14 protein-coding genes are annotated in these 16,293 nt (G+C 61.5%); 10 read left to right on the forward strand and 4 right to left on the reverse strand.

Annotated features, from left to right (window positions below; translation table 11 throughout):
- The first annotated feature begins 80 nt into the window (after positions 1-80).
- From YA0848_RS26890 to YA0848_RS26915, 6 genes are read left to right on the forward strand one after another with little or no spacing between them, the layout of a single operon-like run.
- The gene (locus YA0848_RS26890) at positions 81-773 is read left to right on the forward strand and encodes an RDD family protein (RefSeq protein WP_034114983.1); all 693 of its coding nucleotides are present in this window, start codon (positions 81-83) and stop codon (positions 771-773) included.
- Positions 770-1,750 (forward strand): stage II sporulation protein M, encoded by a 981-nt coding sequence (locus YA0848_RS26895; protein WP_169903341.1) that lies wholly within the window; start codon positions 770-772, stop codon positions 1,748-1,750. Before YA0848_RS26890 ends, YA0848_RS26895 begins: the two co-directional genes overlap by 4 nt.
- Positions 1,737-3,257 carry a DUF4129 domain-containing protein gene (locus YA0848_RS26900; protein ID WP_047881980.1) on the forward strand — a complete coding sequence of 507 codons (1,521 nt, stop codon included), beginning with the start codon at positions 1,737-1,739 and terminating at the stop codon, positions 3,255-3,257. The genes YA0848_RS26895 and YA0848_RS26900 overlap by 14 nt, the downstream gene beginning before the upstream one ends.
- The gene (locus YA0848_RS26905; protein WP_169903340.1) at positions 3,254-4,411 is read left to right on the forward strand and encodes a DUF4350 domain-containing protein; all 1,158 of its coding nucleotides are present in this window, start codon (positions 3,254-3,256) and stop codon (positions 4,409-4,411) included. The genes YA0848_RS26900 and YA0848_RS26905 overlap by 4 nt, the downstream gene beginning before the upstream one ends.
- Complete coding sequence (locus YA0848_RS26910; RefSeq protein ID WP_034100226.1) at positions 4,408-5,403, forward strand: AAA family ATPase; 996 nt, start codon at positions 4,408-4,410, stop codon at positions 5,401-5,403. Before YA0848_RS26905 ends, YA0848_RS26910 begins: the two co-directional genes overlap by 4 nt.
- A gap of 7 nt (positions 5,404-5,410) precedes the next feature.
- The gene (locus YA0848_RS26915) at positions 5,411-6,742 is read left to right on the forward strand and encodes a DUF58 domain-containing protein (protein WP_169903339.1); all 1,332 of its coding nucleotides are present in this window, start codon (positions 5,411-5,413) and stop codon (positions 6,740-6,742) included.
- A gap of 59 nt (positions 6,743-6,801) precedes the next feature.
- Here the strand turns inward: YA0848_RS26915 and YA0848_RS26920 are convergent, their stop codons facing one another.
- Together YA0848_RS26920 and YA0848_RS26925 are read right to left on the reverse strand one after the other, a co-directional pair.
- Complete coding sequence (locus YA0848_RS26920) at positions 6,802-7,161, reverse strand: pilus assembly protein PilZ (protein WP_034100229.1); 360 nt, start codon at positions 7,159-7,161, stop codon at positions 6,802-6,804.
- Between the two features lie 224 nt (positions 7,162-7,385).
- Positions 7,386-7,760: a tetratricopeptide repeat protein gene (locus tag YA0848_RS26925; protein WP_169868216.1), complete on the reverse strand. Its 375-nt coding sequence runs from the start codon at positions 7,758-7,760 to the stop codon at positions 7,386-7,388.
- A 175-nt stretch (positions 7,761-7,935) separates the two neighbouring features.
- Between YA0848_RS26925 and pyk the strand changes: the two genes are divergently transcribed.
- On the forward strand, positions 7,936-9,387 hold the full coding sequence (gene pyk, locus YA0848_RS26930) for a pyruvate kinase (RefSeq protein ID WP_034100233.1): 1,452 nt from the start codon (positions 7,936-7,938) through the stop codon (positions 9,385-9,387).
- Between the two features lie 82 nt (positions 9,388-9,469).
- On the opposite strand, the gene YA0848_RS26935 is transcribed toward pyk, so the two are convergent.
- Together YA0848_RS26935 and YA0848_RS26940 are read right to left on the reverse strand one after the other, a co-directional pair.
- Positions 9,470-10,219 (reverse strand): enoyl-CoA hydratase-related protein, encoded by a 750-nt coding sequence (locus YA0848_RS26935; RefSeq protein ID WP_034100235.1) that lies wholly within the window; start codon positions 10,217-10,219, stop codon positions 9,470-9,472.
- 30 nt (positions 10,220-10,249) lie between these two features.
- On the reverse strand, positions 10,250-11,182 hold the full coding sequence (locus YA0848_RS26940; protein WP_169903338.1) for an iron-sulfur-binding ferredoxin reductase: 933 nt from the start codon (positions 11,180-11,182) through the stop codon (positions 10,250-10,252).
- Between the two features lie 219 nt (positions 11,183-11,401).
- Between YA0848_RS26940 and YA0848_RS26945 the strand changes: the two genes are divergently transcribed.
- The 3 genes from YA0848_RS26945 to YA0848_RS26955 all read left to right on the forward strand — a co-directional run bounded on the left by YA0848_RS26945 (position 11,402) and on the right by YA0848_RS26955 (position 16,212).
- Entirely contained in the window at positions 11,402-12,925 is a 1,524-nt protein-coding gene (locus YA0848_RS26945) for a fumarate hydratase (protein ID WP_034100239.1), read from the forward strand.
- A 192-nt stretch (positions 12,926-13,117) separates the two neighbouring features.
- Entirely contained in the window at positions 13,118-14,884 is a 1,767-nt protein-coding gene (locus tag YA0848_RS26950) for a sensor histidine kinase (protein WP_034100241.1), read from the forward strand.
- Positions 14,878-16,212: a sigma-54-dependent transcriptional regulator gene (locus tag YA0848_RS26955; RefSeq protein ID WP_169903337.1), complete on the forward strand. Its 1,335-nt coding sequence runs from the start codon at positions 14,878-14,880 to the stop codon at positions 16,210-16,212. Before YA0848_RS26950 ends, YA0848_RS26955 begins: the two co-directional genes overlap by 7 nt.
- The last annotated feature ends 81 nt before the right edge of the window (positions 16,213-16,293 follow it).

The raw sequence follows: 16,293 nt of genomic DNA on the forward strand, positions 1-16,293 counted from the left end.
AAAATCTTGAATGGTTGCTTCCATCGCCGACACTGCTAGCATCCGTCTCTCCCAGCCGCTCTGCACTGCCAAGGATCGCAATGCCATCAACCCCACTGGATACGCGCTACCAGATCGAAACCCCGGAAGGTATAGACCTACCGTTGCGCCCGGCCGGCCTGGTACCCCGGGTCTTGGCCTTTGCCTTCGACCTGGTGGCGCGCGGCGTGATCATGGGCGTGCTCATGGTGCCGCTGGCGTTGCTCGGCAATGTAGGTCTCGGCCTCGGCGCGTTGCTGCTGTTCCTGGTCAGTTGGTGGTACATGGTGCTGTTCGAAGTGCTCAACCAAGGCTGTTCGCCGGGTAAGCAAGTCATGGGATTGCGTGTGGTACAGGACGACGGTACACCCGTCGGCTGGTCGGCCTCGCTGATCCGCAACCTGCTGCGATTTGTCGACATGCTGCCTTTTGGCTACTTTCTTGGCGCCATCAGCTGCCTGCAACATCCCCATTTCAAACGCCTCGGCGACCTCGCCGCCGGCACGCTGGTGGTCTACCGCGAACGCCCTCTACCACGTCCTCAGATTCCTCAGGCGGCAGCCCTGCGCCTGCCCTTTGCCCTGGACCTGAATGAACAACGGGCCATTCTGGGTTTTGCCGAACGCCAGGGTGAATTGTCCGCTGAACGGGTACACGAACTGGCCGCTATCCTCGCGCCGTCCCTGCAGGTTTCCCCAGCTCGCGCGGCCCAACAACTCAACGGCGTGGCCCGCGGCCTCCTGGGGCCAACATGAAGCAGAGCCTGTTCGAAAGCCGTCACCAGCCCCAATGGCAAGCTTTTGCCGAACAACTCAATCGGTTGGAACGAGGCACGGCTAAAGCGAGCGATGTTGCCGACTTCCCTCATCAATACCGGCGCCTTTGCCAGCACTTGGCGCTGGCTCAGGAGCGCGGCTACAGCAGCTATCTGGTGGACCCGCTGCAGCAACTGGCCCTGCGCGGCCATCAGCAACTTTATCGTCACCGCAGCCAACTGGGCGCCAGCATGCTGGGTTTTGTCCTGGCCGGTTTTCCGCGGCTGGTACGCGAACAGTGGCGCTTTGTAGCGGTGGCCAGCGTGCTGTTCTTTGGCAGCCTGCTGGGCATAGCGCTGCTGGTCTACCTGTTTCCCGAACTGATCTACAGCATCATCAGCCCCCAGCAGGTGGCTGAGATGCAGGACATGTACGACCCCGATGCCAGTCGCCTGGGCCGCGCCGCCGAGCGCGCATCGAGCGAGGACTGGATGATGTTCGGCTATTACGTGATGCACAACATTGGCATCGCCTTCCAGACATTCGCCGCCGGCTTGCTGTTTGGCCTGGGCAGCGTGTTCTTCCTGATCTTCAACGGGCTGATCATCGGCGCGGTGTCCGGACACCTGACCGAGATCGGTTACGGGCAGACCTTCTGGTCATTCGTCGTCGGTCATGGTGCATTCGAGTTGACAGCCATTGCCCTCGCCGGGGCAGCGGGTTTGCAACTGGGCTGGGCACTGATCTCGCCGGGGCGACTGACGCGGGGCGAATCCTTGAGGCTCGCGGCACATAAGAGCGTGCAATTGCTCTGTGGTGTCATGGTCTTCCTGCTGATTGCCGCGTTCATTGAAGCCTACTGGTCGTCCACCACGGTCATTGCGGCATGGGTCAAATACCTGGTGGGCGCCGTATTGTGGCTGCTGGTCGCGGCGTACCTTATCTTTGCAGGGCGGACTCAACATGCGCCTGAGTGATGTCAGCGTGGCGATTCGTCCGCGTACCGCCTGGGAAGCCATGGACCTTGGTGTCCTGATGGCCAGGGAACATCGTTTATTACTAACGGCCAGTTGGGCGCTGGTGACCTTGCCGGTGTTCATTCTGCTCAGCGCAGCGCTGTGGAAATACCCCTCCACCGCCATATTCCTGTTCTGGTGGTTCAAGCCGGCATTCGATCGCCTGCCGCTCTATATCCTGTCAAAGGCGCTGTTCGGTGACACGCCCAGCCTTAAACAGGCGGTACGCCAGTGGCCGCGTCTGCTCAAGGGGCAATTGTTGGCCAGCCTGACCTGGCGCCGCCTCAGTCTCAGCCGCAGCTTCGTCATGCCGGTCACCCAGTTGGAAGGTCTGGATGGCCAGGCGCGTCAAAAGCGCCTGGGCGTTTTGCAACAGCGTGACGCCGGCGCCGCGCGCTGGCTGACCACCGTTGGAGTGCATCTGGAAATCGGGCTCTGGTTCGGTTGCATGGCCCTGTTCTATCTCTTCATTCCGCAAAACGTCGAACAGAGCTGGGATTGGCAGCGGCTCATACTGGCCACCAGCTCTGAAGGGCTGTGGCTGGAGCATCTGAGTAACGCGTTTTATGCCGTGATACTGGTGTTCTGGGAACCGATCTATGTGGCCTGTGGTTTCAGCCTCTATCTCAACCGCCGCACCGTGCTGGAGGCTTGGGATCTGGAACTGGTATTCCGGCGTCTGCGCCAACGGCTGAGCACAGCGGCCCCTCTGCTATTGCTGGTGATCGGGCTGACATTGCTGCCCATCAATCCGCCCGCCATGGCCGATGAATCGAAGCCGCTGAGCACTCAGAGTGCAAGCCAGTCAGTCAAGGCGCTGCTGGACAAGCCCCCGTTCAAGAACCCGGAAACCGTCACCCGTTATCGCTTTGGCGATGACAAACCCACCGTAAAGAACAAGGACCGCGGTGATAGCAAACTTCCAGCGTGGCTACAGGCGCTTCTGGACAACCTTAACAGCGATACCTTCAAGCATTTTGCCCAGGCCTTGGAAGTACTGCTATGGAGCCTGCTGATTGGCGGCCTGGCCCTAGTGGCGTGGCGCTATCGTGATTGGCTGCGCACTTTTGTCAGCCGGCGCGCGCCTGCCAGCCCCAAAGTCGTCAAGCCTGCCCCCACGCAACTGTTCGGCCTGGCGCTGGGCGCCGAGACCTTGCCCACGGATATTGCCAGCACCGCCGAGCAACTTTGGGCCACCCAGCCCAGGGAAGCTCTCGGTCTGCTTTATCGCGGCCTATTGAGCCGTTTACTGCATGATTTCAATCTCCCCCTTAAAAGTGCCGACACCGAAGGGCAAGTGCTGGAACGCGTTCACCAACTGGAACAGCCGCAATTGCTGGCCTTCAGTGATGAACTGACCCGGCACTGGCAGAACCTCGCTTACGGCCACCGCCTTCCACCCACCACGATCCAGCAAAAACTCTGCAGCGATTGGCGTGCCCTGTTCAGTTCGGGGGGGCCCCAATGAACCGGCTTTTAATGTGGGCAGGGCTACTGCTGGTGTGTTTACTCGCAGCGGCTGGTTTTTATGCCTGGAGCAAAGCCACGCCCTACGACGAGGTAATCGACCGCGGGCCTTCCCCTGAAGCGCAAGCCAACCCTTATCTGGCCGCCGAGCACTTTCTGCGTAAGCAGGGCCTGCCCGTGGACCATGCCTTTGGCCTTGATCGCCTGGCCGACCTCCCGTCTGAACACCATAGTCTTCTGCTACTGACGGAGCGCAGCAATATGTCTCCCCGTCAGGTTGAGCAGTTGCTGGACTGGACCCGCTCCGGCGGCCACCTGCTGGTGGTAGCAGAAGCCCTGTGGGATGAAGAAACCGGCAAAAGTGGCGATCTCTTACTCGACCGCCTGCAGATACGCCAAGTGCTCAGCGACGAGCCCGAAGAGCCCGCGCCAGCGCGCAAAGAGAAAACACCCGACCTGACCAGGCTCTATATCGATAATGAAACCGCCCCGGCCTATTTCGGTTTCGATACCGCTTTCAACCTCACCGACCCCAAGCATCTGGCGCAATTTTCCGCCAACAGCGCCCAGTCGAGTCATCTGATGCAACTCGACCTCGGCCAGGGTCGCGTGACCGTGATCACCGACAGCGACTTGTGGAAAACCGCAAATATCGGTAAGCACGACAATGCCTGGTTGCTGTGGTACCTGACACAGGGCACGGCCGTGACTCTGTTGGCCAACGGTGATGTGGACGATCTGTTCAGCCTGCTGCTGCGCTATTTCCCCCAAGCACTGGTAGCGCTGACGGCCTTGATCGCCCTGGCCCTGTGGCACGCGGCTATGCGCCAGGGACCTATCCAGGCACCCGCGCCCAAGGCTCGTCGGCAACTGCAGGAACATCTGAAAGCCAGCGCCGACTTCCTGCTGCGCCGCAATGGCCAACGCACGCTGGTGCAGGCCTTGCAACGGGATATCCTGCGCGCCGCCAGGCGTCGCCATCCCGGCTTCGAACACCTTGATGATGCACAACAGTGGCAGGTGCTCGAACACCTGACGCATCAACCTTCTCATGTCATCAGCCAGGCCCTCGGCCCACTCCCGGAAAAGCGGCTTTCCAGCGCCGATTTCAGCCGGCAGGTGGCATGCCTGCAAACCCTCAGGAATGCCCTATGAGCGATTTTCCAAGCCCCACCGCCCTGACCGGCGAAACCCTGCATCGCGCCAGCCAACAGGCCCAGGCCTTACGCGTCGAACTGCGCAAGGCCGTTATTGGGCAGGATCAGGTCATTGATGATGTGCTCACCGCCCTGATCGCCGGCGGCCACGTATTGCTCGAAGGCGTACCCGGCCTCGGCAAGACCTTACTGGTACGTGCATTGGCACGCTGCTTCGATGGCGATTTCGCGCGTATCCAATTCACGCCGGACCTGATGCCCAGCGATGTCACCGGCCATGCCGTGTATGACCTGCACACCGAACAATTCAAGCTGCGCAAAGGCCCGGTCTTCACCCACCTGTTACTGGCCGACGAAATCAACCGCGCCCCGGCCAAGACCCAGGCCGCTCTGCTCGAAGCCATGCAAGAGCGGCAAGTGACCTTGGAAGGCGAGGCGCTGCCCATCGGTCAGCCCTTCATGGTACTGGCCACCCAGAACCCCATCGAACAGGAAGGGACTTATCCCCTGCCAGAAGCCGAACTGGATCGCTTCATGCTCAAAGTGCGCATCGACTATCCAGAAGCGCAGCAGGAATTGGATATGGTGCGCGAGGTCACGCGTTCATCCCGGGCCGATATGCTGGATGTGCAACCCTTGCGCACCGTGCTGCAGGCCGACGATGTCATGCAACTGCAACAGATCGCCAGCGAACTGGCCCTGGACGAACACGTACTCGACTACGCCGTGCGCCTGGCGCGAGCGACCCGAAGCTGGCCAGGGCTGGCCATCGGCGCGGGGCCGCGAGCCTCAATCGCGCTAGTGCGTGGCGCCCGTGCCCGAGCCTTGCTACGCGGCGGCGAGTTCGTCACTCCGGATGACATCAAAGGATGTGCCCTAGCGGTGTTGCGGCATCGGGTACGTATTGCGCCAGAACTGGATATCGACGGGCTGGAAGTCGACCAGGTACTCAAGCAACTGCTGGACCAGATCCCGGCTCCGCGGCAATGAATCGCCCATGAAACCGACCCGTCTGCTATTAACCTGGCTCAGCGTGCTGCTGGGCCTGAGCATTCTGCTGGGCGCCACGGCAGCGCTGCACCTGAAGGTGCCCGACACACTGCACTCGGTGGCCTGGGGCTTGCTCCTAGCATTGTTACTGCTGGCCGTGCTGGATGCCCTGCGCCTGCGCCACCGGCCTACTCCGCGATTGCAACGGCAAATGCCCGGCAGTCTGGCGCTAGGACGCTGGGGCGACGTTCGCCTGAGCCTGGAACACGCTTTTGCACAAACACTGAAGGTACAGGTGTTCGACCATGTTCCCGATGGGCTGAACGTCGACAACCTGCCGCAAACCATCGAACTACGCCCCGGTGAACGCAGTGAACTGGGCTATCGCCTGCGCCCCTTGCGCCGTGGCCACTTCCCATTTAACCGCTGTGAAATCCATATCCCCAGCCCTTTGGGGTTATGGTCGGCACGGCGCTTTATCGAAACCCAGGATGTCACCCGCGTATACCCGGATTTCGCCCGGTTGTACGGCGCCCAATTACTGGGTGTGGATAACTGGCTGAGCCAGCTGGGGGTTCGCCAGCGTCAACGACGCGGCCTGGGGTTGGAGTTTCATCAATTACGTGAATTTCGCGAAGGCGACAGCCTGCGTCAGATCGACTGGAAAGCCACCGCGCGACAACGCACACCGATCGCCCGGGAGTATCAGGACGAACGCGACCAGCAGATCGTGTTCATGCTCGATTGCGGCCGCCGCATGCGCAGCCAGGACGATGAACTGTCCCATTTCGACCATGCCCTCAATGCTTGCCTGCTGCTTAGCTATGTCGCCTTGCGCCAGGGCGATGCGGTGGGGATATGCACGTTTGCTGGCGATCAGCCCCGCTACCTGGCACCGGTTAAAGGCAGCGGCCAGTTGAGTCTGTTGTTGAACGCGGTATACGACCTGGACACGACCCGCCGGGCGGCCGACTACCTCGCAGCGGCGAACCAATTGCTGGCTCGGCAAAAGCGTCGGGCGTTGGTGGTCATCGTCACCAACCTGCGGGATGAGGACGATGAAGCGCTGCTGGCGGCCGTCAAACGCATCGGCCGCCAACATAGAGTGCTGGTGGCCAGTTTGCGCGAGGAGGTATTGGACCAATTGCGGCAGTCCCCCGTGCAAACCTTACCTGAGGCCCTGGCCTACAGCGGCACCGTGGATTACCTCACCAGACGCGACGAATTGCATGACCGACTGAACGCACATGGCCTGTCAGTACTGGATACCTTGCCTTCGGAGATGGGCGCGGCCCTGGTGACTCGTTATCTGGGTTGGAAAAAAGCTGGCGTGTTCTAAAAGCTGTGCTCGACACGACAGGGGCTCTGAAGCCCATGCCGAGCCGACAACGCTTAGCGCTAGGCAGACGCCTGCAAAGGATCAAAGCTGAAGTAATGCACCAAAACGCTGATCAATTGCCCATATTCCTCACTGGCGCTGATGATGCGAAAGCCGGAATCGTAGTGCTGCGGGTTGATGTCTTCGTGACTCCACAAACACGTCGCGGTGAGATCAATGGCATGAAAGTCGCCATCCGCCGCAGGAATCTTTAACCGCAGCTCAAAATCCACATCAATCATCATGGGCAATAGGCTGATCAACATCAGTCCGTCTTCCGAGGCATTGCCCAGAAAACCAATGGGCTTGTCGGTAAGACGGTTAAACACTTGCAAGAAACTCGGTAATTGATGCCGCTCGATCCGTCGGTCGGTAAACATGGTGAGATCGCCATCCAGTGGCCATGACTCTGGCCGTGCCAGTGATTCGGAACGAGCATAAACGCTCGCTCTCCCTGGATCTCGGTGTGACAACACATTGCGTTGTACACTAGACAGCCGCCGAATCCGGGCCCCTCATTCGTTCGAATAGAAACTTGTACAAACGATCATCCAAAGGATAGCCCAAGACTGGCAACGGGCCAGTTAACCAATAGCAAATATCCTTATAAAGAGGCAGGACGTGGTTGAGCAGCGCTGGCGCCTCGGTAGTGCCCCAGTTGTTGCAGGGTGTCGAGACGCGCGCGGGCGCGGTAGGCGTACTCACTGGAGGGGTACTGGGTAATGATGAATTGATAGGTTTGCACCGCATCAACGAACAATTTCTGCCGTTCCAGACACTGCCCACGCAACATCGAGACCTCCGGCTGCACATACCGACGGCTGCGGCTTTCGCGGTCCACCTGGGACAATTCCAGGGTGACGCGCTGGCAATCACCGACCCCATAAGCCCGGTAGGCGTTATTCAAATGATGGTCCATCGACCAGCGGGTGCAGCCGACAACACTGACGGCCAGGGCAGCAACGAGCAAAATTCGCATGAGGGTTCTCCTGTCTTGTGGAGTGTATCGACCCTTCGTCGAAAATCTTCAAGGTCGTTCATCTTTTAGCCCACTGCCAAAACAAGTGAATGTTCGATAAGTAGTGCAAACGAACAATGACTACAACGAAAGAGCATAGTAGCCTTCCTCAGCGCTTGAACTCAGGAGTCTGTGCATGTCCGTCCGTCGTACCAAAATCGTCGCCACCCTTGGCCCGGCCAGCAATTCGCCGGAAGTCCTCGAACAGCTGATTCTGGCTGGTTTGGACGTTGCCCGTCTGAACTTCTCCCACGGCACCCCCGACGAGCACAAGGCTCGCGCCAAGCTGGTGCGTGATCTCGCCGCCAAGCACGGCCGTTTCGTGGCGTTGCTGGGCGACCTGCAAGGCCCGAAAATCCGTATCGCCAAATTCGCCAACAAGCGAATCGAACTGAAGATCGGCGACACCTTTACCTTCTCCACCAGCCACCCGCTGACCGAAGGCAACCAGCAAGTCGTGGGTATCGACTATCCGGACTTGGTCAAAGACTGCGGCGTCGGTGACGAGCTGCTGCTGGATGATGGCCGCGTGGTCATGCGCGTCGACACCGCCACCAGCACTGAGCTGATCTGCACCGTGACCATCGGTGGGCCACTGTCCGACCATAAAGGCATCAACCGTCGCGGTGGTGGCCTGACCGCACCGGCCCTGACCGAAAAAGACAAAGCCGACATCAAGCTGGCCGCCGAAATGGAAGTGGACTACCTCGCAGTGTCCTTCCCCCGCGACGCCGCTGACATGGAATACGCCCGTAAGCTACGCGACGAGGCCGGCGGTACCGCCTGGCTGGTGGCGAAGATCGAACGCGCCGAAGCCGTGGCCGATGACGAAACCCTCGACGGGCTGATCAAGGCTTCCGACGCCGTGATGGTTGCCCGTGGCGACCTGGGCGTTGAAATCGGCGACGCCGAACTGATCGGTATCCAGAAAAAAATCATCCTGCACGCACGTCGCCACAATAAAGCGGTGATCGTCGCGACCCAGATGATGGAGTCGATGATCCAGAACCCGATGCCGACCCGCGCCGAAGTGTCCGACGTGGCCAACGCCGTGCTGGACTACACCGACGCCGTCATGCTGTCGGCCGAAAGCGCCGCCGGCCCGTACCCGCTGGAAGCCGTCCAGGCCATGGCGCGTATCTGTGTCGGAGCCGAAAAGCACCCGACCAGCAAGACCTCCAGCCACCGCATCGGCAAAGTGTTCGAAAGCTGCGACCAGAGCATCGCCCTGGCTGCGATGTACACCGCCAACCATTTCCCAGGCGTGAAAGCGATCATCGCTCTGACCGAAAGTGGCTACACACCGTTGATCATGTCGCGCATCCGTTCGTCGGTTCCGATCTACGCGTTCTCCCCGCACCGCGAAACCCAGGCCCGCGCGGCCATGTTCCGGGGTGTCTACACCGTACCGTTCGACCCGGCGTCGTTGCCACCCCATGAAGTCAGCCAGGCGGCCATCGACGAGCTGCTCAAGCGCGGCGTTGTGGAGAAAGGCGACTGGGTCATCCTGACCAAGGGCGACAGCTACAACACCATCGGCGGCACCAACGGCATGAAGATCCTGCACGTTGGCGACCCAATGGTCTGAGTGATCGATCGCTGAAAACAAAAGCCCTGTCATGCAAGTGACGGGGCTTTTTGCTTTTCGTGATAGAAGGCCTTGCTTACGATCAGCGTCGAGTGACGAACCCCGACAACGCCGCAATCGCCTCCGGCGACCTTAACCGTTGGGTAAACAACGCCCCCTCCTCTTCGATCACCTGACGCAACTGCTCGCGGTCCACGCTTTTCATCAGTTGCTTGGTGATCTGCACTGCGCCCGGCGCCAAGGTGTCGAAACGCTCAGCGATTTGCCTGGCTTTGGCCAACGTCGCCTTACCACTGCCCAAGGCTTCGGTGGCGATGCCCCATGCGGCGGCCTGCTCACCGGTAAACCCTTCGCCCAACAGCAACAGCTCGGCGGCTTTGGCGTGCCCCAGCAATCGCGGCAGGATCAGGCTGGAACCGAACTCAGGGCACAGCCCCAGGTTGACGAACGGCATGCGCAAATGCGCATCACGACTGACGTACACCAGGTCGCAGTGCAGCAGCAGGGTCGTACCGATGCCTACCGCTGCTCCGGCCACGGCGGCGATCACCGGTTTGCGACAGTTGAGCAGGCTCTTCATAAAGTGAAACGGCGGGGTGTCCAAGTCGCTGGGCGGCTGGTCGAGAAAGTCGCCGATGTCGTTGCCGGCGGTAAAGCATTCGCTGCTGCCTTGGATCAGTACGGCATTGATCTGCGGGTCAGCATCGGCCTGTTCCAGCGCCTCGGCCAAGCGGGTGTACATGGCTCGGGTCAGGGCGTTCTTCTTGTCCGGGCGATTGAGCTGCAGGGTCAGCAGCCCGCCGTCACGTTGCTGGAGGATGGCGTCGGTCATGGCGAGTCTCGCGGCGGTGGAATTTAGCGCTCAACCACGGGGCAGGAACACATCGGCCAGCAGTTGATTGCGCGGCAGTCCGGCCAGGAACAGACGCTTGGAAAACGCTTCGACACTGGCAGGGCTCCCGCAGAGTAAGGCCAGGGTTTGCCGGGAAACAAGCCGCAGTTGCGCCAATGCCTGGGTCAACTCAGCCGCGGTCCACAGCTCCACGGTCAACTGCGGGTGGCGGGCGGCCAGCGCCGCCAGGGGTTCGGCCAGATAATGGCCGTTGGCGTCATGGGCCAGGTGAATCACGCGGATGGGCCCTTGATGATCCTGGCGCAACGCCTCGCGCAACACGCCCCACAAAGGGCCCAGCCCTGTCCCCGAGGCCAGCAGCCATAGCGGCCGGGATTGCCAATCAGGGTCATAGTGCAAGGCGCCGCCGCGCAATTCGCCCAGGACCAAACGCTCGCCGACCTGCAACCGGCGGGCGATATCGCTGAATTGACCGGGCTGGCGGCAATCGAGATGAAACTCCAGGAACCCGTCCTCCTGGGGCAAGCTCGCCAGGGAATACGGCCGCGCCACCTGCCCCGCCCACAGCACCAGGTGCTGCCCGGCCCGATAACGCAGGTTGTGTTGCGCTTGCACGCGCAGGCGCAAAACGCTCGGGGTCAACCAATCCGTCGCCACGACCTCGGCCGTTACGCCATCGCGCAGCGGATCAAATGTCTCGACCTGCACGTCCCCGCTCACCTGACATTGGCACGCCAGGCGCCAGCCGTCCTGGCGTTGCGCAGGGCTCAAAGCCTCCGGCTGGCGATCATCCACCTCACCCTCGCACCGTACCAGGCACGCATGGCAACTGCCGGCCCGGCAACTGTAAGGCACGGCCACGCCCGCCTGGTTCAAGGCATCCAACAGGTTACTGCCGGTGGGTACCGACCAATGGCGTTCGCCGACATGCAGTTCAGGCATGGAACATCTCGCATCAAAAGGCGTGCACAGGGAATCACGCTCGGCACAGTTTGACCATAGTCGGGTGTATCGGCCACCGCGCCGGGTTATACTGCCGCGCCTTTTTAGCGTCGCGCCTGCACCACTTGGCGTGCCTTGGAAAGGTGGCCTCAGCCGACCGATGCACCCCACTGATGCCACCTTTATTGAATGTTCCCGTCTTATAGAGGAGCGCGACTCATGACCGTGATCAAGCAAGACGACCTGATTCAGAGCGTTGCCGACGCCCTGCAATTCATTTCCTACTACCACCCCGTGGATTTCATCCAGGCGATGCACGAAGCCTACCTGCGCGAAGAGTCGCCAGCGGCCCGTGACTCCATGGCCCAGATCCTGATCAACTCGCGCATGTGCGCCACCGGCCATCGCCCGATCTGCCAGGACACCGGTATCGTCACCGTGTTCGTGCGCGTGGGCATGGACGTACGTTGGGATGGCGCCACCATGGGCCTGGACGACATGATCAACGAAGGTGTGCGTCGCGCCTACAACCTGCCGGAAAACGTCCTGCGTGCCTCGATTCTCGCCGATCCGGCCGGCGCGCGTAAAAACACCAAGGACAACACCCCTGCGGTCATCCACTACTCCATCGTTCCGGGCAACACCGTGGAAGTGGACGTGGCGGCCAAAGGCGGCGGCTCCGAGAACAAGTCGAAAATGGCCATGCTCAACCCGTCCGACTCGATCGTCGACTGGGTGCTCAAGACCGTTCCGACCATGGGCGCCGGCTGGTGCCCACCTGGCATGCTCGGCATCGGCATCGGCGGCACCGCCGAGAAAGCCGCCGTGATGGCCAAGGAAGTGTTGATGGAATCCATCGACATCCACGAGCTGAAAAAACGCGGCCCGCAGAACCGTATCGAAGAGATGCGCCTGGAGCTGTTCGAGAAGGTCAACCAACTGGGCATTGGCGCCCAGGGCCTGGGTGGCCTGACCACCGTGCTCGACGTGAAGATCATGGATTACCCGACCCACGCAGCCTCGTTGCCGGTGTGCATGATCCCCAACTGCGCCGCCACCCGTCACGCGCACTTCGTGCTCGACGGTTCGGGCCCGGCGTCGCTGGAGGCACCACCGTTGGACGCCTACCCGGAAATCGTCTGGGAGGCCGGCCCGTCTGCCCGCCGCGTCAACCTCGACACCCTGACCCCGGAAGACGTGCAGAGCTGGAAACCGGGCGAAACCGTGTTGCTCAACGGCAAGATGCTCACCGGTCGCGACGCGGCGCACAAGCGCATGGTCGAGATGCTGAACAAGGGTGAAACCCTGCCAGTGGACCTCAAGGGTCGCTTCATCTACTACGTCGGCCCGGTTGATCCAGTGCGCGAAGAAGTAGTCGGCCCAGCCGGCCCGACCACCGCCACGCGGATGGACAAGTTCACCCGTCAGATCCTTGATCAGACCGGCCTGTTGGGCATGATCGGTAAATCCGAACGCGGCCCGACCGCCATCGACGCGATCAAGGACCACAAAGCCGTGTACCTGATGGCCGTGGGCGGCGCTGCCTACCTGGTGGCGCAAGCTATCAAGAAGTCCCGCGTGGTGGCCTTCGCCGAACTGGGCATGGAAGCGATCTACGAGTTCGAGGTCAAAGACATGCCGGTCACCGTGGCGGTGGACAGCAAGGGCGAATCCGTCCACATCACCGGTCCTGCCATCTGGCAGAAAAAGATCAGTGAAAGCCTGGCGGTAGAAGTGCAATAAGCACTGCCTGAGCGACAGAAAAAGCGACCGCTGCGATCAGCACGGTCGCTTTTTTATTGCCTGCCGATTTCTCAATGACGGGCTTGCCGCAAAACCTGCGCAACCTGCCCATTTACAATGACCTGGCGCACCCCAAGACCGCTGCTGCTCATGCTATGGTGCACTCCCCTTACCGTGCCTGTTCATCACCGTATGATCGTGATCCCTCGCCCCCTGCGTTTGACCTTCTACTCCCTGCTGATCATCGCCGGTGCGGTACTGGCCGCCGCCCTGGCCACGCGGCATGCCGAACGCCAAGCCCTGGTGGACGATGCCGCCCGTGCCAATCAGCAATTGGCGCTGTATGCCAACTCCCTGCACACCCTGATCGAACGCTACCGCGCCCTGCCTGCGGTGCTGGCGCTGGATTCGGAAATGATCAACGCCTTGAAAGGTCCGCTGGACGGCGCCACCCAGGACTTGCTCAACCGCAAGCTGGAACGCATCAACGGCGCCGCGCAGTCGTCCACCCTGGAATTGATGGATCGCACCGGTCTGGCCGTCGCGGCCAGTAACTGGAACTTGCCGAGCAGTTATGTTGGCCACAACTACGCATTCCGGCCTTATTTTAGCCAGACCCGCAGCCAGGGCACCGGGCGTTTTTATGCGGTGGGGGTGACCACGGGCATTCCCGGCTATTTCCTGTCCAGCGCGGTACTGGACGAGCACGAGCAGTTCCTCGGCGCCATGGTGGTCAAGTTGGAGTTTCCCGAGCTTGAGCGCGAATGGGCCCAGGGCAATGATCTGCTGCTGGTCAGCGATGCGCGTGGCATCGTATTTATCGCCAACCAGCCGGGCTGGCGCTACCGCAACCTGCGACCGCTGTCGGACAGCGACCTCGCCGAACTCAAGGCCACCCGCCAATACGATAAGAAACAGCTGCAGCCGCTGGACACTCAGCCCCTGCAACGCTTCGACGAAAACAGTCACCTGATGCGCGTCAACGGCCCAGACGGCAGTGCCAATTACATCTGGGAATCCCTGCCGCTGAAGGCCGAAGGGTGGACCTTGCACCTGTTGCGCAAACCCCAGTTCGCTTTCGAAGACCAACGCAATGCCGGTCTGGCTGCTGCCGGTTCGTGGCTGGCGCTGGTGTTTCTGGTGCTGTTCCTGACCCAGCGTTGGCGCCTGGCACGCCTGCGCCAGCGCAGTCGCGAAGAGCTGGAGCGCCTGGTGGAAGAGCGCACCCAAGCCCTGCGCACTGCTCAGGATGGCCTGGTGCAGTCCGCCAAGCTGGCGGCCCTGGGGCAGATGTCGGCGGCCCTGGCCCATGAAATCAACCAGCCGCTGACAGCCCAGCGCATGCAACTGGCCACCCTGCGCCTGCTGCTCGACCATGGCCGCGTGGACGACGCCTACAAGGCTCTTGCGCCGCTGGACGATATGCTCACGCGCATGGCCGCGCTCACTGGCCATCTCAAGACCTTTGCGCGTAAAAGCCCCAGCGGCCTGCGCGAACGCCTGGACCTGGCCACCGTGGTCGACCAATCCCTGCACTTGCTCGACGCGCGCCTGCGCGACGAGAACATCGGCACTGTGCTGGACCTGACCCGCCCTGCCTGGGTACGCGGCGACGCGATCCGCCTGGAACAGGTGCTGATCAACCTGCTGCGCAACGCTCTGGATGCCATGGCCGACAAACCGCGCAAGCGCCTGGAAATCCGCCTGCACGCCGACCAGCAGCTGTGGCAGTTGACCGTCAGCGACAGCGGCGGCGGCATTGCCGAAGAACACTTGAACAGTGTGTTCGACCCGTTTTTCACCACCAAACCGGTGGGCGACGGGCTCGGCCTGGGGCTGGCGGTGTCTTACGCCATCGTGCACGAACTCGGCGGACGCCTGATCGCCGCTAACCGAGGCGACGGCGCGGTGTTCACCCTGACCCTGCCCATCGCGCTGGAGACGCCGGACCTATGCTGAACGCTGTGATGGTGGTCGATGACGAAGCCAGTATCCGCACGGCCGTCGAACAATGGTTGAGCCTGTCCGGTTTTGAGGTGCAACTGTTCAGTCGCGCCGAGGAATGCCTGGCACAACTGCCCAGGGACTTTGCCGGAGTCATCCTCAGTGACGTGCGCATGCCCGGGCTCAGCGGCTTGGAACTGCTGGCCGAAGTGCAGCGGCGCGATGCGGACCTGCCGGTGATTCTGCTCACCGGCCATGGCGATGTGCCGATGGCCGTGGAAGCCATGCGCGACGGCGCCTACGACTTCCTGGAAAAACCCTTCAGCCCCGACGCCTTGCTCAACAGCCTGCGCCGCGCCCTGGACAAGCGCGGGCTGGTCCTGGAAAACCGCCGCCTGCACCAGCAGGCCGGGCAGCGCGCGCAGTTGGAATCGAGCTTGCTCGGCATGTCCCGCGCGCTGCAGAACCTGCGCCGCCAAGTGCTGGATCTGGCGGCGCTGCCGGTCAATGTGCTGATCCGTGGCGAGACCGGCAGCGGCAAGGAACTGGTCGCGCGCTGCCTGCATGATTTCGGTCCACGGGCGAAAAAGCCGTTCGTGGCGCTCAACTGCGCGGCGATCCCCGAGCAGCTGTTTGAGGCCGAGCTCTTCGGACACGAAAGCGGCGCCTTTACCGGGGCCCAGGGCAAACGCATCGGCAAACTGGAATACGCCCACGGCGGTACGCTGTTTCTCGACGAAATCGAAAGCATGCCCCTGGCCCAACAAGTCAAACTGCTGCGGGTACTGCAAGAGCAGAAGCTGGAGCGCCTGGGTTCCAACCAGAGCATCCCTGTGGACCTGCGCATCATCGCCGCGACCAAACCCGATTTGCTGGAAGAGGCCCGCGCCGGACGCTTTCGCGAAGACCTGGCGTATCGCCTGAACGTCGCACAGTTGCGCCTGCCGCCGCTGCGCGAGCGGCGCGAAGACATTCCCCTGCTCTACGAGCACTTCGCCCAGAGCGCCGCCGAGCGCCTTGGGCGCCATGTTGAGCCCTTGAGCGGCGCGCAGTTGGGGCGTCTGCTCAGCCATGACTGGCCGGGTAATGTGCGAGAGTTGGCCAACGTTGCCGAACGCCAGGTGCTGGGCCTGGGCGAGCCGGAACCGGACACTGTCGAAACCGGGCAATCCCTGGCGGCGCAGCAGGAAGCCTTTGAAGCGCAGTGCCTGAAAGCTGCGTTGACCCGACACAAGGGCGATATCAAAGCGGTGCTCGCGGAACTGCAACTGCCGCGGCGCACCTTCAATGAAAAAATGCAGCGCCACGGCCTGACCCGAGAAATGTTTCTGCCGGACGAATGAGCGGATTTCCGCTCATCACCACCAAAATCATCAGCGACTTTTCGCTCAAAATTCTCCTCAAACCCTTCTAAACCGGGCCTT

Source organism: Pseudomonas sp. S4_EA_1b (assembly GCF_016307435.1).
GTDB lineage: Bacteria > Pseudomonadota > Gammaproteobacteria > Pseudomonadales > Pseudomonadaceae > Aquipseudomonas > Aquipseudomonas rhodesiae.